Source organism: candidate division WOR-3 bacterium (assembly GCA_016867815.1).
Lineage (GTDB): Bacteria > Hydrothermota > Tepidihabitantia > Tepidihabitantales > Tepidihabitantaceae > UBA2258.
Map to the genome: position 1 here is coordinate 1 of VGIR01000024.1, position 20,496 is coordinate 20,496.

At 62.9% G+C, this 20,496-nt stretch carries 19 protein-coding genes; 10 read left to right on the plus strand and 9 right to left on the minus strand.

The window, feature by feature from the left end; all coding sequences use genetic code 11:
* Positions 1-209 precede the first annotated feature (209 nt).
* From FJY68_05315 to polX, 7 genes are all read left to right on the plus strand, one after another.
* Positions 210-698, plus strand: coding sequence for a type II toxin-antitoxin system VapC family toxin (locus FJY68_05315; protein MBM3331259.1), 489 nt, complete (start codon positions 210-212; stop codon positions 696-698).
* A complete protein-coding gene (locus FJY68_05320; GenBank protein MBM3331260.1) occupies positions 688-879 on the plus strand; it encodes a hypothetical protein in 192 nt (63 codons plus the stop codon). The genes FJY68_05315 and FJY68_05320 overlap by 11 nt, the downstream gene beginning before the upstream one ends.
* A 378-nt stretch (positions 880-1,257) precedes the next feature.
* Positions 1,258-2,202 carry a TIR domain-containing protein gene (locus FJY68_05325; GenBank protein MBM3331261.1) on the plus strand — a complete coding sequence of 315 codons (945 nt, stop codon included), beginning with the start codon at positions 1,258-1,260 and terminating at the stop codon, positions 2,200-2,202.
* 88 nt (positions 2,203-2,290) lie between these two features.
* Positions 2,291-2,791, plus strand: a complete 501-nt coding sequence (locus tag FJY68_05330; protein MBM3331262.1) for a DUF4136 domain-containing protein — start codon at positions 2,291-2,293, stop codon at positions 2,789-2,791.
* Positions 2,785-4,116: a 23S rRNA (uracil(1939)-C(5))-methyltransferase RlmD gene (gene rlmD / locus FJY68_05335; GenBank protein MBM3331263.1), complete on the plus strand. Its 1,332-nt coding sequence runs from the start codon at positions 2,785-2,787 to the stop codon at positions 4,114-4,116. The genes FJY68_05330 and rlmD overlap by 7 nt, the downstream gene beginning before the upstream one ends.
* On the plus strand, positions 4,113-5,666 hold the full coding sequence (locus tag FJY68_05340) for an amidohydrolase (GenBank protein MBM3331264.1): 1,554 nt from the start codon (positions 4,113-4,115) through the stop codon (positions 5,664-5,666). The genes rlmD and FJY68_05340 overlap by 4 nt, the downstream gene beginning before the upstream one ends.
* A 50-nt stretch (positions 5,667-5,716) precedes the next feature.
* On the plus strand, positions 5,717-7,447 hold the full coding sequence (gene polX, locus FJY68_05345) for a DNA polymerase/3'-5' exonuclease PolX (protein ID MBM3331265.1): 1,731 nt from the start codon (positions 5,717-5,719) through the stop codon (positions 7,445-7,447).
* Here the strand turns inward: polX and FJY68_05350 are convergent, their stop codons facing one another.
* Genes FJY68_05350 through thrS form a run of 7 tightly spaced genes read right to left on the minus strand, consistent with a single transcriptional unit; the run spans position 7,448 to position 13,629 of the window.
* The gene (locus FJY68_05350; protein ID MBM3331266.1) at positions 7,448-8,146 is read right to left on the minus strand and encodes a hypothetical protein; all 699 of its coding nucleotides are present in this window, start codon (positions 8,144-8,146) and stop codon (positions 7,448-7,450) included.
* Positions 8,147-8,171: 25 nt separating this feature from the next.
* On the minus strand, positions 8,172-9,281 hold the full coding sequence (locus FJY68_05355) for a YjgP/YjgQ family permease (GenBank protein MBM3331267.1): 1,110 nt from the start codon (positions 9,279-9,281) through the stop codon (positions 8,172-8,174).
* The gene (locus FJY68_05360) at positions 9,248-10,549 is read right to left on the minus strand and encodes a YjgP/YjgQ family permease (protein ID MBM3331268.1); all 1,302 of its coding nucleotides are present in this window, start codon (positions 10,547-10,549) and stop codon (positions 9,248-9,250) included. The genes FJY68_05355 and FJY68_05360 overlap by 34 nt, the downstream gene beginning before the upstream one ends.
* Before the next feature lie 47 nt (positions 10,550-10,596).
* Positions 10,597-10,992 (minus strand): 50S ribosomal protein L20, encoded by a 396-nt coding sequence (gene rplT / locus FJY68_05365; protein ID MBM3331269.1) that lies wholly within the window; start codon positions 10,990-10,992, stop codon positions 10,597-10,599.
* Between the two features lie 9 nt (positions 10,993-11,001).
* Positions 11,002-11,202, minus strand: a complete 201-nt coding sequence (locus FJY68_05370; protein ID MBM3331270.1) for a 50S ribosomal protein L35 — start codon at positions 11,200-11,202, stop codon at positions 11,002-11,004.
* Entirely contained in the window at positions 11,199-11,798 is a 600-nt protein-coding gene (locus tag FJY68_05375; GenBank protein MBM3331271.1) for a translation initiation factor IF-3, read from the minus strand. Before FJY68_05375 ends, FJY68_05370 begins: the two co-directional genes overlap by 4 nt.
* Positions 11,731-13,629 carry a threonine--tRNA ligase gene (gene thrS / locus FJY68_05380; protein ID MBM3331272.1) on the minus strand — a complete coding sequence of 633 codons (1,899 nt, stop codon included), beginning with the start codon at positions 13,627-13,629 and terminating at the stop codon, positions 11,731-11,733. The genes FJY68_05375 and thrS overlap by 68 nt, the downstream gene beginning before the upstream one ends.
* 107 nt (positions 13,630-13,736) lie before the next feature.
* Here thrS and ispF point away from each other — a divergent pair, with 107 nt between their 5' ends.
* Genes ispF through FJY68_05395 form a run of 3 tightly spaced genes read left to right on the plus strand, consistent with a single transcriptional unit; the run spans position 13,737 to position 16,550 of the window.
* Positions 13,737-14,420 (plus strand): 2-C-methyl-D-erythritol 2,4-cyclodiphosphate synthase, encoded by a 684-nt coding sequence (ispF, locus tag FJY68_05385; protein MBM3331273.1) that lies wholly within the window; start codon positions 13,737-13,739, stop codon positions 14,418-14,420.
* Positions 14,417-15,091 carry a rhomboid family intramembrane serine protease gene (locus FJY68_05390; GenBank protein MBM3331274.1) on the plus strand — a complete coding sequence of 225 codons (675 nt, stop codon included), beginning with the start codon at positions 14,417-14,419 and terminating at the stop codon, positions 15,089-15,091. Before ispF ends, FJY68_05390 begins: the two co-directional genes overlap by 4 nt.
* Complete coding sequence (locus FJY68_05395) at positions 15,078-16,550, plus strand: hypothetical protein (GenBank protein ID MBM3331275.1); 1,473 nt, start codon at positions 15,078-15,080, stop codon at positions 16,548-16,550. Before FJY68_05390 ends, FJY68_05395 begins: the two co-directional genes overlap by 14 nt.
* A 564-nt stretch (positions 16,551-17,114) precedes the next feature.
* Here FJY68_05395 and FJY68_05400 read toward each other — a convergent pair.
* Positions 17,115-18,338 (minus strand): tetratricopeptide repeat protein, encoded by a 1,224-nt coding sequence (locus FJY68_05400; GenBank protein ID MBM3331276.1) that lies wholly within the window; start codon positions 18,336-18,338, stop codon positions 17,115-17,117.
* A 103-nt stretch (positions 18,339-18,441) separates the two neighbouring features.
* A complete protein-coding gene (locus tag FJY68_05405; protein MBM3331277.1) occupies positions 18,442-20,253 on the minus strand; it encodes a hypothetical protein in 1,812 nt (603 codons plus the stop codon).
* Positions 20,254-20,496 lie beyond the last annotated feature (243 nt).

A 20,496-nucleotide genomic window follows, 5' to 3' on the forward strand; every position in this document is an offset into this window, starting at 1 on the left:
CGGACAGCATCCAGCATCCAGTAGACAGCACACTAGGGCATTTCAGAATGCCGGCTGCAGATTGTGGCGGGCGTAGCCCGCTGGCCCCAAGCCGCAAGCCTCCAGCTAGCCCAAACCCTCAGGCCGCTGGTGCGCAGCCGCCCCACAGAAGCGCGTACCGCTAGCGCTGGTCCGGTTTGACGACCTTGGCATCAGGACTATACTGATACGTGGCAACAGAACCGGCGCCCCTTCTCTACATCGAGACATCCGTGTTCGGCTTCTGCTTTGACGAGGAACCCCGCAACGTCCTGCGCCGCGAGTCTGCACTGACACTGCTGCGGCAGATGCGTCTCGGCATCCTAGACGGCGGCACGTCGCCGGTCACATACCACGAGTTTGAGGGTGCGGCCGAGCCGCTCCGTTCGAGGCTGCTGGAGTTGCTGAACGATGTACGGATACTGCCTGCCGATGATGAAGAAGTCGAACGACTCGCCCAGGTCTACTTGCGGGAGGGAATTGTGCCGTCGAAGTTCGCCGACGATGCCAGGCACGTCGCCTACGCCACAATCTGTGGCGCCGGCGTTCTCGTGTCCCTCAACCTGCGGCACCTCGCCAACGAGTGGACCGAGCGAAAGGTGGCGGCGGTGAACCAGCGTGAACGCTACGGTATCCTGCATATCAGGACTCCCGAAGAGGTACTCAGCTATGAAGGTTGAAGGAATGGACTGGATGGATTGGCTACACAAGGTCAGAGAGGAATCCGAGAAGGAACGGATTCGGCGCGGCATCGGTGGCGCGGAGTGGCTGAAGCAGATCCGAGCCAGGGCTGAGGCCTTCAAGCGCGAACGCGCCGGCCGCGATACGCCGGCAGTCCACGACCGCAAGCCTGGTTCCTAGCCAAGCCGGGGCGGACGGAGTCCCTGAAGTCACGGTGACATGACGGTTCGGATTCCGAGCAGGCGACTGGCGTCGCAGCCTCAAGCTTCAAGCCTCAAGCCGCAAGCCAGTTTCACCCCAAGCCCCGCACCTTAGGGGCTTCCGCCCCTCAAGGCGGTGTACGCGACTTCCTTTGGTCGTCGCACGTGCACCTGTCACCCCGTTGGGGTGAAACTCGCCGCAACGCCGTAGCTAGCTAAAGCCGACACACCCCCATCCTGGGCGTCCGCGGCTTGACAAGCTCGGCGGGCATTCCTACAATCCGGTGATGGAACATGACGGCAGATGTCTGCTCCAGGGCGGCGGCGCACTGCTGTCTTCTTCTGACAGGAGGCCGAGATGAACCCCGACACTCCCCGGGTTGTCCGCAAAGTGCCGGACCAACCCCACATCCTCATCGCCAACTGCTTTCAGGATCTGGAATTCGCCCGCAAGCTGACGATGGCGTTGCGCCGGGACCGGGTCAGCCCGTACGTCGACGTCGGCGAGATGACGCCGAGCGACTCGCTGTTGCGTAGGCTCGCCAGCGCTACCCGTCCCATCGACTGCGTCGTCCCGGTTATCTCCATGCCCTTGCTCGCGCACAACTGGGTAGGAAGGGAACTGCCCGAGCTGCTCAAGGGAGAGGTCAACGGGAGGCAGGTGCGAATCTGTCCGGTCAAGGTTGACAATTGCTCGCTACCTCCCGGCCTGCGGGGCCGGTTCGTCGTCGACTTCTACACCCTCGGCTGGAACCAGGCCTATGGTGCGATCAAGGCGGCAATCCAGGGCCGGGCCGGGGCCGAGCGGCCCGTGCAGAAGCAGCCGGCAGCAGGTCCGGCCAGGTCAGCGCCCGTGGCTAAGGATGTCACCCCGACCTCGCCGAACCGGAAGCAGCTCTACCTGAGCTTTGACCATGAGAACGACGGTTACTATCGAGAGGTTCTGGATACCTGGTCGAAGATGCCGGGCTTTGCCAGCTTCTGGGTCAATGACCAGCCACCGGCCGTACCGGTGGACAGCGAAGCCGCCGAACCCATCAAACAGGCACTCGCCAGGCGCATCGGTGCGGCCGGCGGACTGCTGTGCGTGGTGGGGCAGAACTCAAGCACGAGCGGCTGGATGGAGTGGGAGATCCGGAAAGCCGACGAGTTGGGCAAACGGCTGATCGCGGTCAGAGTCAATCGGGATTTTGCCTTCCCGGAGTTACTGTCCGATCTGGGCGCGACCTGTGCCATGTCCTTCACCTTTGAGGGGATTCGTCGGGCAATCGACGAGGCCTACGGAGGCCTGGCGCAGGAGTAGTCGCCGCGGCGCAGCGGCATCCGTCAGCCTTGGCTCAAGCACCGGCTTGACTTCGCCAGCGGACGGCTCGTTCTCTTGACTTTCCGGTCTGCCCGGTGAGAATCGTAGCGTGCGTGGATTCGCACTAGGCATACTGTTGCTCGCCGGCTGCTGCGGCTATTCGACCCGCTCGCTGCTGCCGTCACACCTCAAAGCCGTGGCGGTACTGCCGGCGGCGAACACAACGACGCAGCCGGGCCTGGCTGAGGCGCTCACCGATTCGCTGGCCGCGGCGTTCACGGCCGACCGGACACTGCGGGTGACGAACACGGAAGCAGCCGACCTGGTCGTGAGCACGACTGTCTCGAACTACAGCCGGACGGCATCTTCCTACACGGGCGACTCGGTGCAGGCCGTGTCCGCGTACGAAGTGAGTGTCAGCGCCCAGGTAGACGTACGGGACCAGACACGAAATGAGCAGTTCTACAAAGGGACCGCCTCGGCCCGGGTCAGCTACGACCCGAATGCGAAGACCGAAGAGCAGGCGGCGGCGGAGGCGATCAGGAAGCTGGCTTCGGAGATCGTGCGCCAGGTGCAGATTACATGGTAGTGGAACTCCTGATTGACAAGCTGGTCCAGGGCGGCGACGGCCTCGCCACGTTGGACGGCATGAAGGTGTTCGTACCTTTCTCTGCCCCGCAGGAGCGCGTGCGCGCCCGCATCGTCACCCAGAAGCGCGACTATGCCGTGGCGGAGATCGAGGATATCATCGAGCCCTCTCCCCTGCGCGTTTCGGCCCCGTGTCCCCATTTCGGAGTCTGCGGGGGCTGCCAGCTTCAGCACATCAGTTATCAGGGCCAGTTGGTCGTCAAGAAACTCTACGTCAACGAGGCGCTGCAGCGCATCGGCCAGGTGTTCGTCCCCGTGCGCAACGTGACCACGGAGGCCGAACCCTGGCACTACCGGAACAAGACCCAGTATCCTGTCGGCACGACCGGCAAAGGCATGGCGATCGGCTTCTTCCGGCGCGGCACGCACGACCTGCTGGACGTGCCGGTGTGTGTGCTTCACCCGATGGAGTTCGACCGCCTGCGCGAGGCCATCCGCGCCATCTTCTCCGCTGCCGGAGAGACCGGGTATGACGAAGCCGGGCACGACGGCAACATCCGGCACCTCGTTCTCCGGCAGGGAATCGGTGACGGCGGTCTGCTGGCCGTGATTGTAACCCGCACGCCCGCGTTCGACGCGCGCGCGGCTGAGCTCATTGCCGAGGAGCCCGGCGTAGTCGGGGTGGCGCACAGCGTTGTGCCGACGCGCACCAACCGAATCATGGGTTCGCACACGAAGGTCCTTGCCGGCCGAGCCCACCTGTATCAGACGGTGCTGGGTAAGTCATTCCAGGTATCGGCTCCCTCGTTCTTCCAGGTGAACATCCGGCAGGCCGAGGAGTTGTGCCGCAAGATCCTCAAGCACGTCGCACCCCGGGGAGATGAATCGGTCCTCGACCTCTACAGCGGGGTAGGCATGATCTCACTGCTCATCGCTCCCTTTGTCCAGCAGGTCACGGCCATCGAAGCCGACACAACTGCGGTGGAAGATGCCCGGGTCAACGCTCAGACTCAGGACGTCCGCAACGTTGAGTTCATGTGCGACGACGTCAGCCGCGCCATCAGGCGAGTCGCATCTGCCGACGTCGTCATCCTCGACCCGCCGCGCAAGGGCTGTCCGAGCGAAGTCCTGCGTCGGATTGCCGCTTTGAGACCGAAGCGCATCGTCTACGTCTCCTGCAACCCTCCCACCCTGGCTCGGGACCTCGCAGCGCTCGAGCAGTCCGGGTACACGACCCACGAAGTTGAGCCGGTTGACATGTTCCCGCAGACCTTCCACGTTGAAGTCATCGCCCGGCTTGGCCCGCTCGGGTCGGCTGACGCGTGAAGCTGACCGGTCAGACAATCGTCGATGCCCGGGCCCGGCAAAGGCCGGGAACGGTGGTTTTCGACACCAGGATCAGGGAGATAGTGATTGAGCGGGAAAGTGAGACAGCGACTGAGATTCGTTCCTTTGATCCTTCGACCCTTCAGCCTGCTCCTGCCGTCATCGTACCCGGGCTGATCGACTCGCACACCCATCCGCTTGAGACCGGGCTGCAGCTGCTCTTTGCCGATTTGCGGGGGGCGAGCTCGGTCGCAGAGGTACAGCAAAGCCTGCGCGACCGGCACCAGGATGCGCTGGCGCGCGGCATGCTGCTGGGTTTCAATCTCGAGCCGGACGGGCTGAAGGAGCAGCGCTACCCAAGCAGGGAGGAACTCGACGCAGTGGTCCCCGAAGTGCCGGTCTTCATCTATCGAGTTGACGGCCACTCGGCGGTCACAAACACCGCCGGGCTGCAACTGGTTCTGGCCGGGTGGCCGGGCGTACGAGCCCGGGGCATGGACGGCGACTGCAACGGCCGTCCCACCGGGGTGCTGCGCGGCGAGGCCTATGAGCGGGCATCGCGCCTGTTCAAACACCGGCTGGCCCCGGATACCGTGCGTGAGGCGCTGCACCTCGCCGGCCGACAGGCCGCGGCCAAAGGCGTTACGACCATCGGTGCACTGGTCGGCGTCGAGGATACGAGCGATGACGAATGGCGCGCGCTCCTGGATGGGCTGGCCGCGTGCGCAGTCGGGACTGTTCCCTACCTTCAGACCTGGAATGTGGAGACCCCGCGCCGGTTCGGTCTCAAGCAGGCCGGAGGATGCCTGCTCCTCGACGGGTCATTCGGGTCGCGGACCGCGGCGCTGAACGAGTCCTATTCCGACGCTCCCGGTAACAGCGGCGTCAGCTACGTGAGTGACGAGAAGCTGCTTTCGTTCCTGCGCGCGGCCATCGCTGCGGGCCTCCAGACCGCTCTGCATGCAATCGGCGATCGGGCAGTGGAACAAGTCGTGCGCTGCCACGAGCAACTCGCCGGACCGGATTCCGGCAATCCACTACGGCACCGGGTCGAACATGCCGAGCTTCTCAACGACGCCTTGATTGACCGGATAGCAGGGCTCGGACTGGTACTCGGTGTCCAGCCCGCTTTTGAGGACGAATGGGGCGGGCCGGACCGCATGTACTCGGTTCGGCTCGGCGAACGCTGGCGCATCACCAATCCCTATCGCCGTCTGCTCGACTCCCGGGTGCTTCTGGCGGGTGGCTCTGACGCCCCGATCACGCCGATAGACCCGATCGCCGGCATCCGGGCCGCCGTTGACCGCGGCAACTCCCTGCAGGCCGTCTCGGGCGAAGAGGCTCTGGCTATGTTTACGTCGGCAGCCTCCTTCGCCCTGGGCCGAGAGGCGACCTGCGGCAGCATTGGGGTCGGCAAAGATGCAGACGTCACGGTGCTTACCTCGGATCCGCGAACTTCCGGACTCTGCCAGGTGGTGGCGACTTTCCGTACCGGTATCTGCATCTACAAGAACGACGCCCTGGCCGACAGTTTGAGACTTGAGGCCTGAGCTGCGGAGCGTGGGTTCTCTTTCGTTCCGGTGAGTGGTTGAGTGGGCGGTTGAAGAACCAGGAGCTTGCCCGCCGGTTCGACCGCTTCGCCGATGCGCTGGAGCTGAAGGGCGAGACCGGCTTCCGCGTCCTGGCCTACCGCCGGGCGGCCCGGGCTCTCGCCGACCTCAGCGCCGACATCGAGTTGCTCGACGCTCAAGGAAAGCTCAAGGAAGTGCCTGGCATCGGGGCAGGCATCGCGAAGAAGATCCACGAATACCTCACATCCGGTCGGATACAGAAGTATGACGAGGTGGTCTCGAGCCTCCCACCAGGTTTGTTCGAGATGCTGGGGATCCAGGGAGTGGGTCCGAAGACCGTGAGGCAGTTGTATGACAAGCTCGGAGTTCAGACTCCGGCCGAGCTCAGACAGGCAATCGAGAGTGGCCGTTTTGCCGAGCTTCCGGGAATGGGAGAAAAGAAGGGCGCGAACATACTGCGCGGCATCCAGACCGGCGAGATGACCGGCGAGCGGATGTTGCTCGAGGAGGCGTTCGAGCTGGCTGACTCCGTCATCTCCCACATGAAGCTGCACCCGGACGTCCGCCAGCTCGCCTATGGCGGCTCGCTCCGCCGCGGCAGCGAGACGATCGGCGACATCGACATCCTGGCGACGGGCCGAAACCCGGACCGGATCGTCCGGCACTTCACCGCTCATCCCCGAGTCAAGCAGATGCTCGGAGCCGGAGAGACCAAAGCCTCAACCCGGTTCGAGAGCCGATCCGGGACCAGACAGGTCGACCTGCGGGTTGTGGTAGACACTGAATACGGCGCTGCCCTGCAGTACTTCACGGGTTCAAAGGACCACAACGTCGCGCTCCGAGCCCTGGCCCAGAAGAGGGGATTGAAGCTGTCAGAGTACGGCCTGTTCCGGGGCGAGAAACGGGTGGCGGGTCGGACCGAACAGGAGGTCTATGCGGCCCTCGGCCTCCCCTACATCGAGCCCGAGCTACGCGAGGACCGCGGCGAACTCGAGGCTGCAGCAGGAGACTCGCTGCCCACGCTTGTCTCGCGCGGAGATATCAAGGCTGACCTCCACATTCACACCTCTGCATCGGATGGTTCGGCGGACTTCGAGACGATGGTCGAAGCCTGCAGAGAGCTGGGCTACACCCACGCTGCCCTGACCGAACATTCGACTTCAGCCGGGTATGCAGGCGGACTCAGCGCAGACGAGCTACTGCGCCACTGCGACCGTGTCGACCGATACAACTCCGGGTCACGTGCCTTCAGGGTCCTCAAGTCTTCCGAGGTGGACATCAAGCCCAACGGTGCAATGGACTACCCGGACACGGTGCTGGAGCGGCTGGACCTGGTCATCGCCTCAATTCACCAGGGCTTCAAGAAGGATACCACGCAGCGAGTGTGCACGGCTCTCGCCAATCCGCTCGTCCACCTGATGGCTCACCCTACCGGCAGGATCATCGGCCGGCGAGAAGGCTACGATATCGATATCGAGCAAGTGATAGAGTGTGCGGCAAAGCACCGCAAAATACTGGAAATCAACGCGTTCTATGGCCGCCTCGACCTCAATGACATCTGGGCGCGCCGGGCGATGCAGGCCGGCGTGAAGCTGGCCATCAACACCGACGCGCACGCGCCTGGCGACCTGGAGTGGATGCGATACGGAGTCACGACAGGGCGCCGAGCCTGGCTGACCCGGAATGACGTAGTCAATTGTCTGAGCTACCCCAGGCTGCTGAAGCTGCTGGGTGGGATCCGAGCCGGCAGAGCCGACTAGCTACTTCTGCGTCGCGAGGCTCAGCCAGCGGCAGCCGGCGAGGACCTCCGCTGCCGGACCGCTGCCGTGCTCACCGGGCGTGGTCTTGAGCTCGGTCAGGATGCCATGTTCATTGAGAAGCCGGTACATCATCTCGTTGTCGGCGCGATTCCAATCCTGATTCCGCGTTACGAGATAAGCAAGATGTCCCGGTAGCTCCTCCCAGACGGCAAGCGGCACCGCCGCAGCATGCGGGCAGACCGCAACCAGGCCACGCACGAGTTCCGGATGCCGGAACATCGTGGCCAGGGCTTGCACGCCCTGCCCGGAGAAACCGAACAGGAACACCCGACTGGAATCAACCGGATACCGCGTCAGCAGCTTGGCTATCGTGCGCACGACGTCCGCGTCATTTGAGTCCGCGCTCCGGTGGTTGCGCGTGGCGTGGCAGGTGGCTGCTATCCACCCGAGCGAGTCGCCAATCGATCGGAAAGTATCCAGGTCTTTTGGCCCTGCACCGTTGCAGTGGAGCAGAACGAGCGCCGGCACGCGCCCACCGGCCTTGGCTACCTGTGGCGGAACGTAGAAGCAGTCCGAGTCCGGATCACGGACCAGGCCCTTGGGCAGGCTGGCCGCGAGCGCGGCTGCGGCGAGGAGCGCAAGAAGCACAGCAGTGCGCGAACCCACCGGGGTCCTGGCTTGGCTGACAGGCACCTGCATCCTGGATTCCTCGAATCCTTGACCCCTATCTGTCCACATTGAGCACCAGGAAAAGGGCAATTGTCCCGAACACGATGTTTGGCAGCCAGGCGGACAAGGCCGTGCTGATGACGTGCGACGTACCGAACGCCCGGCTGGTCTGAATTGCACCCCAGTACAGAAACGAGAGCAAGAGTCCCAGGCCGAGTCCGAACATCACCCCGCCGCGTCTCAGTCGTACCGCCAAAGGCAAACCAAGCAGCACCACCACGAGTCCGATAAGCGAGTATGAAAACCGGTAGTAGTACTCGACTTCCTGCCGCGCCACGTTCTCGCCGGCCCGCTTCATGCGGCCGATGTAGTTCCGCAGGGCGCGCGTCGATGTCTCCTCGACCGGTCGCGAGGTGCTGGCGAAGTCGAGTGGAGTTTCGGGGATCATGTCGAGTTCGAGGCTGTCGCTTTGCTCCAGCCGCTCGTTGCCGAGCGCGTCAAAAGTGCGCACATCGACGCCTCGCGCGTGCCATGCCCGTTCGCGCCACACGGCTTCCCGTACGTCGAAACGACGTCTGACTCTCCGGTCCGGGCCGAGCTCGCTGACGCTGAAGTTCTTCATCACTCCGTCGGATGAGATCTCGCGGATGTAGAAGATCCGCCCCTCGTCGCCGACGAAGTACAGGTTCTGTCGCCTCTGTACCTGGCTGGACTGGCGTCTCTCGATCCTCTGGCGTCGCAGGTCGGTGAGCCGGGCGTTGAACGGGATCGTGATCAACTCGTTGGCCGCCAGGTAGAGGACGACCGATGCCAGGCCCAGACCGACGGCCGGCACGAACAGCCGCAGGATCGGAACGCCCGAACTCTCCAGCGCATGCAGCTCCCGGTTGCGCGTCAGCTGCCCGTAGACCATGAAGACCGCGAGCACCATGCTTACCGGGTAGAGCAGGCTGATGGCAGAAGGCAGGCTGTAGAAGTAGTAGAGCAGGATCAGGTCCAGCCCCGTCTTCCGGCCGGTGAAGTAGCTGAGTTCCTCAAAAAGGTCAATCAGCAGGTAGATGACAACAACGCTCGTGACGGCGATGACTGCGAACTTCACCAGTTCCTTGACCAGGTGTCGGTCAACTACCTTCAAGATTCCGCACCTCTCATCCGGAAGAGCGATTTCTCATAGAAGGCGCGCAGAAACAACTCGGTGACCGGCAGCACGAGGATGAGGTTCGGCAGCCACATCCCCACGAAAGGTGACAGCCTGCCCGATTCGGCAAGGTTCTCGCCGGCGAGAAGCAGGACGTAGAAGACCGCGAAGAAGATGAGCCCGATGATGAAGCCGGTACCAACCCCCCCGCGTCGGAGCAGCAATCCGACGGGTGCTCCGAAGAGCACGAAGAAGAATGCCGAGAAAGCCAGCGAGAGTCGCTTCTGCAGCTCTACCTGGTAGCGCGCCATCTCCAGGTTTTTGTACCTGAAGCGGGACTTCATCTCGTCGTACTTCAGCTTGTCCGGCTCGCCGGCACCGGCCTTGCGTTCGGCCTCGCCCGTCTTCTCCTTCAGGTCCAGAGCTTCCGTGCCGAGCTGCTTCATCGTGGCCGCAAGCTGCGGCAAGAGCATCTCTTCGTTGCTGCGGTACTCGCGATCCCGCCGGACAAGGTCATCGTCCATGGCGACATTGATGACGTGTTTCTTGAACAGAACCCGCCGATAGGTGCTGGTGTCCACCAACTCGTGCATCTCTCCGTCAAACAGGGTCATGATCATGTAGGCATCGTCGGCTGTGTACGATATGTCGCCGAGCGGCGCCGTGACGAAGCCGGGCGTGCCCTTGCGGGCTCCGGTTGCGAAGATGGTCACGTTTCTGACCGTAGAGCGACGTTCATCAATCGCTCCGATGTAGATCATGTAGCCGGCGAAATCGTCCATGAACTGACCCTCGCGAATCCTCATCGCCGGACGCTTTCGCGCCACATCAGTGAGCAGGTTTCTCACCCGGTGCTGGGCCTCCGGTACGACAAAGCCATTGAAGCCAATCATCGCGGCCAGCAGCAGCAGGCAGGCGAACATGATCGGCGTGAACAAGCGGATCGTCCGGATACCGGCGGCCCTGATCACGCGGACTTCGTTGTCCTGTGCCATTCTTCCGAACGATATGACCCCGGCGATCAGGCTGCCCAGCGGCGCACAGATCGACACCACGAATGGCAGGGAGAGCAGCGCGACCTCGGACACCACTGTGACGGCGACGCCCTTGCGCACCAGCATGTCGGCCAGCAGGAAGAGGCGATCCATCAGCAGTACGAATGTCAGAATGAGGATGGCGAGGAAGAACGGCGGAACGAACTGCCTCAGCGCGTAGCGCTGGAGTAGCTTCACCGGCTGATGATAGCGCCGTGCCGACCCGAAGTCAAAGCCGTGCCCGCGCCAAGCTCCGGGTATGAGGCGGGCGCGTCAAAGACGCGCCCGCGCAATCGTCCGCTGCTGGACTAGGCCTCGACCTTGGCCGCGGCCCTGGTGGCTGCCTCGACGGCGAGCGCCTCCTTCGCCATGGTCACGATTCCGGCGAAGTCTTCGGGTTGATGGATCGCCATCTCGGACAGGACGAACCGGTCCATGGTGATCCCGGCAAGGTTGAGGGAGTGTATGAACTTCGAATAGCTCAACTCCAGCGGCTTCAAGGCTGCGCCCAGGCGGATGACGGCCAGCGAGCGGAAAGTACGCTTCTTGCGCCGGCGCTCCTTGTACGCGGACGTGCCGGCGTGGATGACTGCCTGACGTGCGGTCTGGTACAGTCGAGACCTTCCGCCCCAGTAGCCTTTGGCGTCGTTCAGCCACTTCTTGCGGCGTTGCTTGGTATACGGGCCGTTCTTCACTCTCGGCATCTGGTCTCCTTACTTGTAGGGAACAAGCTGGCTCATCCGCTCGCCCAGGCGGCCTTCGCACACGGCCGGGACGCGCAGGCCGCGCTTTCTCCGCTTGCTCTTGGACCCGTTGTTGTGATTCCTGCCGCAGCCGCCGTGGATGAACTTGCCGCCGGCGGTGCGCTTTATGCGTTTCTTCAAAGAACTGAGGGACTTGGTTTTCTGCTTCATTTCGGCACCAGCATCATCTGGATTGATTTCCTTCCTTCGGTCAGCAGTCGGGGAGGCGACTCAACGCGAGCGACGTCGGCGAGGTCCGCGCTGAGCTTGCTCATCAGTTTCATACCCAGGTCGGCGTGGACGATTTCGCGGCCGCGCACGAACAGCGTGATCCGGATGCGGTCCTTGTCGGCGAGGAACTCGCGCATCTTCTTCATCTTCACTTCGTAGTCGCCTGGCCCGATCTTCATCTTCATGCGCATTTCCCTGACCTCGGTCGCGTGTTGCTTCTTCTTGGACTCGCGCAGGCGGACCTTCTGTTCGTACAGATACTTGCCGAAATCGACGATGCCGCAAACCGGTGGCTCCTCGGTCGGCACGAGCACGACGAGGTCGAGGCCCTGCCGCCGCGCCAGCCCGACGGCATCGCGGGTCGGCAGGATGCCGATGAGCTTCTTGTCGGAGCCGATGACCTTGACATACGGTACGCGTATCTGTTCGTTTACTCTTGGCCTGTCTTTGAAACCGTCACGTGGGACTCTACCCGGGTACGTTGTTCTCCTCCTTGATTTGTGCGAGTGCTGACTCGACGGTAACCGCGCCGAGATTGCCCTTGCCGTGCCGGCGGACCGACACGGTGCCCTGGGCGGCCTCGCGACCGCCGACTACGAGCATGAAGGGGATCTTCTGGCGTTCGGCTTCACTGACTTTCTGGCTAATCTTATCAGACTTCAGGTCGATTTCAACTCTTATCCCGATGGCCTGCAACTTCCGTCCTACCTCCTGCGCGTAGCCGTTCTCGGCGTCGGTCACCGGCAGTACGCGGGCCTGGACCGGCGCGAGCCAGACCGGGAAGTCACCGGCATAGTGCTCGACCAATATCCCCATGAAACGTTCGATACCGCCCAGGACGGTGCGATGGACGAGATACACCGGGTGGTGCTGCCCGTCCTGTCCCATGTAGTAGAGGTTGAACCGCGGCCCTTCGTTGAAGTCGAACTGGCAGGTCGGGCACTGCCACTCGCGGTCGAGAGAGTCGAGCAGCTTGATGTCGATCTTCGGCCCGTAGAAGACGGCCTCGCCCTCGGCCCGGTGGTAGGGCAGGCCGATGCGCTCAAGCGCGCGTACCAGCGACTGCTCGCCCAGATTCCACTGCTCGTCGGTGCCGAGGTACTTACCCAGGTTCTTCGGGTCCCGCACCGACAGGTCGACCTTGAACTTCTCGAACCCGAACGCCCGGAGCATCTTGACCGACAGGCTGACCACACCGAAGACCTCGTCCTCGACCTGCTCCGGTGTACAAAAAATGTGAGCGTCGTCCTGAGTGAAACCGCGGACGCGCATCATGCCGTGGAGTACGCCCGACCTTTCGCGACGATAGACTGTCCCCCACTCACCCATACGCAGGGGCAGGTCGCGATAAGAATGCACCTTGGTCCGGTAGATGAGCATGTGGCCCGGGCAGTTCATCGGCTTCAGGACGTACTGCTCCTTCTCGACTTCCATCAGGTACATGTTCTCGGCGTAGTAGTCGAGGTGACCTGACGTCTGCCACAGCCCGGCGCGGGCTATGTGCGGAGTCAAGACCAACTGGTACCCGGCGGCGAGATGCTCCTTTTCCCAGTACTGCTGTATCAGGCGTCGGACGGTAGCACCCTTGGGGTGCCAGAACGCCAGCCCGGCCCCGGCTTCCTCGTGGAAGCTGAACAGGTCGAGAGCCGGTCCGAGCTTGCGATGGTCCCGGCGCCTGGCTTCTTCCAGCCGGTCCAGGTGCTCCTTGAGCAGTTCTTTGGACGGAAAGGCAATGCCATAGACGCGCGACAGCATCCGGTTCTTCTCGTCCGCGTGCCAGTACGCGCCCGCAACCGAAAGCAACTTCACGGCCTTGATCTTGCCGGTACTCGTGACGTGAGGTCCGCGACAGAGATCGACGAAGTCGCCCTGCTCGTAGACCGAGATGGTCTCATCGGGTATGCCCTCAATCAGCTCGAGCTTGTACTTCTCGTCCCGCGCCCGGAACAGATCCTCTGCCTCTTTGCGCGGCAGGAACTTGTGGACGATGGGTATGCGCTGCTTGGCGAGTTCGTACATCCGTTCTTCGATCCTGGCCAAGTCGGTCTCGGTGAAAGGCTTCTCGACGTCGAAATCGTAGTAGAAGCCTTCGGGGACGGCCGGCCCGATGGTCACCTGGGCGTCGGGGTACAACTGTTTGATCGCCTGTGCCATCAGGTGAGAGGCGGAATGCCAGTATACTTCTCTCCCCTGCTCCGAGTCGAAGGTAACTGCTTCGACCCTGGCGTCCTGCTCGAGTCGACTGGTCAGGTCGACCAGCCGACCGTCAACAGTGGCCGCAATCGCGTTCTGGTCGTTCAAGACCTGGCCAACGGCCATTCCCGGCTCAAGTTGCCGAGTTTCGCCACTTACGGTCACGTTTATCACGGTGCAATCATAGCGAGACTCGTGCGAGTGTCAATTGAGGCGAGGCGGACCGAGACGCTGATACAGGTCCAGCCGCTTAAGCACGAAGGACACGAAACGGAAGGTAGATGGTCGCTCCGGGCCGTTCATCCGGCTTCGTGTCTTCGTGGCTCAATACTCCGGTCCTGGGTCCGTCGCTTGGCTTGACCGATGGGCGCAGTGGGCTACAATCATCGCACTTGAACCCTCGTTTGTCCAACCGGGGTCGCCGCAACCAACCAAAGTACCGCATCGGCTTCGGCTTCGACGCCCACGAACTTGTCTCGGGCCGGCGACTTATGCTCGGCGGCGTTCACATCCTTTCCAGGCTCGGCTTGCGCGGCCACTCGGACGCGGACGTACTGCTCCACGCCCTGACGGACGCTCTTCTTGGCGCGCTGGCCCTACCTGACATCGGAACGCTTTTCCCGGACACCGACGCAAGGTGGAGGGATGCCGCAAGCGAGCTGATGCTGAAGGAAGCCGATCGGCGAGCAAGGGCAGCGGGCTACCGGCTGGTGAACGCGGACTGTGTGCTGGTCTGTGACCAACCGAAGCTCCAACCGTACTGCCTCGCTGTGCGTGAGAGCATCGCTGCCATGCTCGGCGTGCCGCCCGACCGGATCGGCCTCAAAGCCAAGACCACCGAAGGTATGCTCCTGGCGCTGAAACGCAAGAGCATCGCGGCGATGGCGGTTGTGCTCGTTGGCGCGGAACAGGCCCGGATGGTCGGACGACCCGGGTCGCTTCGCAAGCGTCTCCGCGGCCTATGATACCGCTCCGCGACGACATCCGCTCCGAGAAGCGGCCCTTTGTTACTTGGGGATTAATGACCGCCTGTGTCGGTGTGTTCATCTATCAGACCCTTTCGGAGTATCAAGACCCGAAAGCCGGTGAGCTGATAGTCAACGCCTACGGTATGATGCCGCGGGACATTACCTCCGGCCAGCATCTCTGGGCCCTCTTCACATCGATGTTCCTGCATGGCGGTTTCTTCCACATCATCGGGAACATGCTGTATCTCTGGATTTTCGGCGACAACATCGAGGATGCGTTTGGACACGGCTGGTTCCTCCTCGTGTACCTGTTCACCGGGGTAATCGGCAGTCTGCTTCAGGTCATGTTCATGCCCGGCTCAACTATCCCGACCATCGGTGCCTCGGGCGCAGTATCAGGAGTGATGGGTGCGTACTTCGTGCTGTTCCCGCGCGCCCGGGTCCTGACCCTGATTCCGATTTTCTTTTTCATCCGCCTGATCTACCTGCCGGCTCCGCTTCTCCTCGGCTTCTGGATAATAATCCAGGTCCTCAACGGTTGTGGTTCGGTGCCGGGCGCGGGCGGCGGCGTCGCCTACTTCGCCCACATCGGCGGGTTTGTATCCGGCTTGGTACTCGGCCTGGCTGTGCGCAACCGCGTGCGCCGGCCGTGGTATGAGATCAGCTAGCTGGCTGCTTGCAGCATCCCTGCTGATGACAGTCGTAACTCGGCTCGCGTTCACTCTGCTGCCGAGAGTTCCGCTCTCGACCAAGGCCGTCGCCTCCATCGGCGACAGCCGCGAGTACATTGAGCTCGCTCGCAACCTCGCAGGTTCTCAGACCTTCACCCGCGACACTGTCCCGCCCTTCCGTCCCGAGCTCTTCCGCACTCCCGGCTATCCGCTCTTTCTGGCCATCCCGTACGTCGTACATCGTCCATCGTTCATCGTTCTGGCACTCGCGCTGCAACTGCTGCTCGCACTCTTCACGGTCTGGCTGACCTCGCGGCTCGCGCTTGAGCTTGGACTTCGCCCCATCACCTCCGCGCTTGCCGCCCTCCTGGTGGGCTTGAGCCCCAGCCTTGCGTTCCTCTCCACCAAGTTGATTTCCGAGACTCTGTTCACACCCATGCTGCTGACTTGTGTGCTTCTCCTCAACCGCCATCGCCAGTCCGGCCGGGCACTCGACCTCATCGGAACCGGCGTCTGTTGCGGCCTGCTGGTTCTCGTCCGCCCCATCGCCACCTTCTTTCCGTTCCTCATCGCCCTCTATGTCTTTCTGCGTGGCATCGCCATCAGGAATTCGCTACTAGGTGTTAGGAATTCCGTTCTCCTCCTCGCCTCCGCCTCCATCGTCGTCGCGCCCTGGGTCATCCGCAACGGCATGAAGACCGGACGTTACATGATCTCGACCGCGTCCGAACACAATGTCTACCTGTACGACGCCGCTACCGTTCTGGCCGCCGAGAAGGGCATCAACATCCTCAAGGCCCGCGACTTGATGATGGCCGAGGCCGAGGCGAAGTTCGGCCCCATCGATACCAGCGATGAGGCGACTATGTGGCAGAAACTCGCGGCCGTAGCCCGACCGCACCTACTAAGGAAACCCGCGGTCGCAGTTCCAGTCTGGTTGTTCGGGGTCAGCGCCGACTTCCTGAACCCCATCAGCGTCGGCCCGCTGCTCATCCACTCCGGTGCCTCCCCGGCCGCGGGCAGCGCGAACCTGCTCCAGTCATCCCTAGCCCTGCTGGTCAAGGGCAAAGTCGCCCAGGCATTCACCCGGGCCTGGCAGGTACGGGTTGGCGGCGCGCCGCTCTTCATACTGGTTGTCCTCGCGTGCGCGACGCTGTTCAACCTCGTCCTCATCTGGTTTGGATTCGCCAGCCTCTTCCTGCCCAGAACCCGGGACATCCGCTGGCTGCTACTGCCAATTCTCTACTTCACGTTTCTGACCGGCACGGTCGGAGACGCCCGCTTCCGGGCTCCAATCGAACCTCTTCTCTGCCTCTTTGCCGCCGCGGCAATCACTCGCCCTCCGCGGCGAGGTCCGGTCGGGCAAACCGAGCTCTCGCCCGAGCTGATATCAGAGTTGACTCGCGGCAGCTGCTCGCTAGGGCTCTCCACACCCAAGACAAGTCACCAAGCATAGCCAAAGAGCATTGCGGACCGAGTGAACGGCCGCCGGAGTGCTGCTCTGGCTACCGACGCAGCAACTGCCGGCGCGACCTGAACTGCGACCGATCGAATGACCGTGGAGACGACGGCAGGACAACTCAGACAGCGACTCACGCCTCAGTCAGCCACGTCAAGGTCAGAACGCCGAGCACAACATTGAGGACGGCAACGTAGCCGGCCACCCACGGCCGCTACCACTCGGATAGCCCAACGGGCCACCGCCAGAACTGCGGAAGAGGAAATCCAGGCCGAGACTCAGGAAGCAGGGGAGGAAGCAGCCTGCTGTGCTTCCAGGCAGGCTGCGGGCGGAGCGATTCCGCCAGCAGTCTTCAGCGCAACCCGGAACACAATCCGGGGACTCCCGGGGTATAGCGGAGGTAACTCCAGGCGACTAGCTCTTCCGGCCTGGCATCAGGCATCCGGGAACACCTGTGTCAAGTCAACGTTCGCCGAACGGTCGTTACCCCGTCCGGCAAGCGAACAGACCTGGTGACTGAGGCAAGCAGGATGTATGTCGGTTGGAGGCCGACTGGTACGGTCAGACGCGGGACGTACTTTTACTCTTCGGCCGTGGCTTCTTTCGGCGTATCTGGTCGACCCGGTCGAGCAGATCGGAAGCGGTGCGTCCATCGAGGCCGGCTTGTTTGAGCAGATCCTCCACCGTCCTTCGGCCAAGATTGTCCTCGCACCTGACCAACCCGGTAACTACCTGACGAGGGCCATCTGCGACACCGCTGGCCAGCATGAGAGCCAGGGCCTCTGCCAACTTCGGCGCTGCCTCAGAGCACTTCCCCTGGGCAACCAGGATGAGGCCGATGTTGCCAAGATCGGCCGCGACACCAAGCTGATACCCGATCCTTCGCGCCAGGCCCAGCGATTCCTCTCCGTACTTGAGTGCTTCAGCGTCTCTTCCCTTGAGACGGTAGATGCTGGCCATGCCTCCCAGGCTCGTCACCACGCCGAGGCGGTGCCCAAGCTTGCGCGCGATCGCCAGCGCCTCTTTGTTGAGGCGAAGCGCTTCGTCGAGAGATCCCTGGTCGCGGTAGATGCCGGCGATGCCGGCAAGATCGCTGGCCACGCCCCACTTGTCTCCGAGGGCGCGAGATAACTCCAGGGCCTGTTGGTGATACTCGAGCGCCCGATCGAGCTCTCCCTTGTCACGCCAGATGTTGCCGATGTTGGCCAGGTAGATCGCCTCGGCCCACTGGTCTCCCAACTGGTGAGCCTGAGCCAGCGCCTTCTCCTTGTACTGGAGCGCCACGTCGAGCTCTCCCCGATCGTGCCGGACTACCCCGATGTTGCCAAAGGCAGGGGCCTTTCCATCTTCGGCCCCGAACTGCTCTGCCAGCCGGGACGCCTGCTCAAAGCTCGAGAGCGCGGCGTCCAGCATACCCTGGGCGTATCTGCACACGCCTGTAAGATTGAAGAGAGCAACAAGCTGAGCCCCCTTCGCTTCCGGCATCGCCTGCTGAAAGCAGCCGACTGCCTTGTCCCAGGCATTGTCTTCGATGGCCGCAAGCCCGAGCTCGAACGGTTGTCTGACGGCATCAGCAGAGCTGGACAGACCGTCGAGGTACTGCGTCATCCGGTCCACGTCACGCCTGATCACGTCGCGGCTCGCCGCTGCCATCCGGGCGCGCCGGCGGATCGGTCCCAAGTAGTACGCGAGAAGCATCACGATTCCCGCTATCAGGGAAACGCCTGCCAGCACGACTATCCAGAACGACGCCGTACCGAACTCATGCCCGGAGAACTTAACCAACGCTGCCAGTCTAGCTATCTCCGGTCTGCAGTCAACCCTGTTCCTGAGCCCTGAAAGAGAAGGCGGGCCGCGTCGCCGCGGCCCGCCTTCCAGGAGACGTGGTTCAGATTACCCGGAACTCCAGTCCGATCGCAGCCCCGGGCCAGATGGCGATGTTGGTGCTGCCGGTCATCTTGTACATCGGTATCACCGACAGGAAGGGGATGCCCGATCCGTCCTCTCCCTGATCCGACAGCCAGACGTTTGCGGCCAGCCCGCCCGTGATTGCCAGCTTCGGCAGGATCTCCCAGCCGCTGGTCAAACGTACCTTTGCCAGGTAGCTCATGCCGTCGAAGCTCATCATCTCGTCCATGAGATCGACCCGGTAGCCGACCAGATCCGCGTCGACGAAGAAACGGGAGCAGCCGCGGGGGAAATGTCCGCCGATGCCGTACCCGATCATCACCCGGGCCGGATCAGTAGGATGGTAGCCGAAGCCCAGAACGTTGTAGAAGGAGCGCCCACCGGTCTTGAGCTCGAACCCGGCGAGGGGTGCCTCACTGGCGAAGACATGGGCACGCAACTGGCCGTTGAGTATGACGTTCAGCGGGCCGATGGCGACGTCGTTCTCCCGGGCGAAGTTGAAGGCGCCGAGCTGGAAGCCGCGCACCTCGCCGGCGATGTTGGCAGCCCCGACCTGTACGCCGAGCGCGCCCCCGGCGAGGTTGAACAGACCCATCTGCAGGCCGCTCGACCGGTCCGGCCACTCGCCAGCCTGGGTGCCGTAGGTCATGCAGCCGAACTCGCTGACCTTCGCGGCCTCGGCCTGGTTGCCGAGGACGTTGATCCCGCCGAGCTGCAGCTTGCTGGAGCCGCGCAGGAAATTGACTCCGCCCAGAGCGATATCGTTTTCACCGCCGCCGATGTTTATGCCACCGAGGGTGAAGCTCGCGTCGTGCCGCGCCACATTGCAGCCGCCGATCTGCGCCGCAGAGCTGCCGCCCGTAGCGTTAACGCCGCCGAACTGCACCGACGCATCGCCACCGGCAACATTGACTCCACCTAGTTGAAGAACGCTGGAACCGGCGACCAGATTGGCTGCGCCGAGGGCGACTCCGTTGTCGCCGCCGCCGAAGTTGACACCACCCAGTGTCAGACCGGTCTTCCCGCGAGCCGCATTCACCCCGCCGAGCTGCAGGCCCGCGCTGCCACCCGTGGCATTCAATCCGCCCAACTGAATCGGCACGTTCCCGCCGGCGATGTTGACGCCGCTCAGCTGCGCCACGCCTACGTCGCCGCGTGCCAAGTCAAACAGGCCAAGCTGCAGTCCGGCGCCACCCCAGGACAGGTTGACCCCGCCGAACTGACAGGCAGCCCAAGTGCCACCGAAGTTGACCGCGCCCAACTGGAGGCAGCGTGCCTCTCCCTTGGCGACGTTGACCCCGCCAATCTGCAGGCCGCGGGCGTCCCGCATCACGAAGTTGCCAAGCAGTGCCAGCTGGAACCCGCTGAAATCACCCCACAATCTGGTTGCGGGCCCGCGGCCGCAGAGCTGATTGCCGCCCTGTGCGGCGACGTTCGCGTCACCGCAATGCTCGTTGGCGGCGCAGGACGAGCCGACGCCGACAACATTCACGCCGCCGGCCAGCTGTATCCACCTGGCGTCGTAGGCCTCAACGTTGAAAAGCGCTCCCAACTCGAAGCCGCGAAGTTCGCCGACGTAACCGCCGAGGATGTTGAGTGAGATGTTGGTCGCAACGTTGCCTGACTGGCTCCCGTTGGTGGAGATCGGCGGGAACAGCGACAAACTGACAGGGTGGTGGACGATGAGAGAGCTGCTGCTGGCGCAACAACTCGCAGTTGCGCTGGACACCGGAATGATGGCGGCCACTAAGACGGCAACCATCGCGGTCCTGATACGACCTGTTGTAGACACGCTAGTTCCTCCTTGCGGTAAGGTGACCAATGAAAGCCGACAGCACTGCCTAGGCTGAGTCATCATTGCTTGACGCGCTAAGTCTACGCTACGACTGTCGGCTGTCAACTTGCGCAACAGAGGAACTTTAGGGTGCCAGCGACGCCCCCAGCCCGCGATTCTGGCAGGCTCGTGCATGGATTGGGCAGGAACTGGACCGGTGAGGGCCGGCCGCTGGTTGTGGTCCACGGTGCGGAAGAAAAG

Excerpts from the sequence above, each read along its gene's own strand:
- FJY68_05320 (MBM3331260.1), top strand. The coding sequence starts at position 688 with ATGAAGGTTGAAGGAATGGACTGGATGGATTGGCTACACAAGGTCAGA.
- FJY68_05325 (MBM3331261.1), top strand. The coding sequence starts at position 1,258 with ATGAACCCCGACACTCCCCGGGTTGTCCGCAAAGTGCCGGACCAACCC.
- rlmD (MBM3331263.1), top strand. The coding sequence starts at position 2,785 with ATGGTAGTGGAACTCCTGATTGACAAGCTGGTCCAGGGCGGCGACGGC.
- FJY68_05350 (MBM3331266.1), bottom strand. The coding sequence starts at position 8,146 with ATGCAGGTGCCTGTCAGCCAAGCCAGGACCCCGGTGGGTTCGCGCACT.
- rplT (MBM3331269.1), bottom strand. The coding sequence starts at position 10,992 with ATGCCGAGAGTGAAGAACGGCCCGTATACCAAGCAACGCCGCAAGAAG.
- FJY68_05370 (MBM3331270.1), bottom strand. The coding sequence starts at position 11,202 with ATGAAGCAGAAAACCAAGTCCCTCAGTTCTTTGAAGAAACGCATAAAG.
- ispF (MBM3331273.1), top strand. The coding sequence starts at position 13,737 with ATGGTCGCTCCGGGCCGTTCATCCGGCTTCGTGTCTTCGTGGCTCAAT.
- FJY68_05390 (MBM3331274.1), top strand. The coding sequence starts at position 14,417 with ATGATACCGCTCCGCGACGACATCCGCTCCGAGAAGCGGCCCTTTGTT.
- FJY68_05395 (MBM3331275.1), top strand. The coding sequence starts at position 15,078 with ATGAGATCAGCTAGCTGGCTGCTTGCAGCATCCCTGCTGATGACAGTC.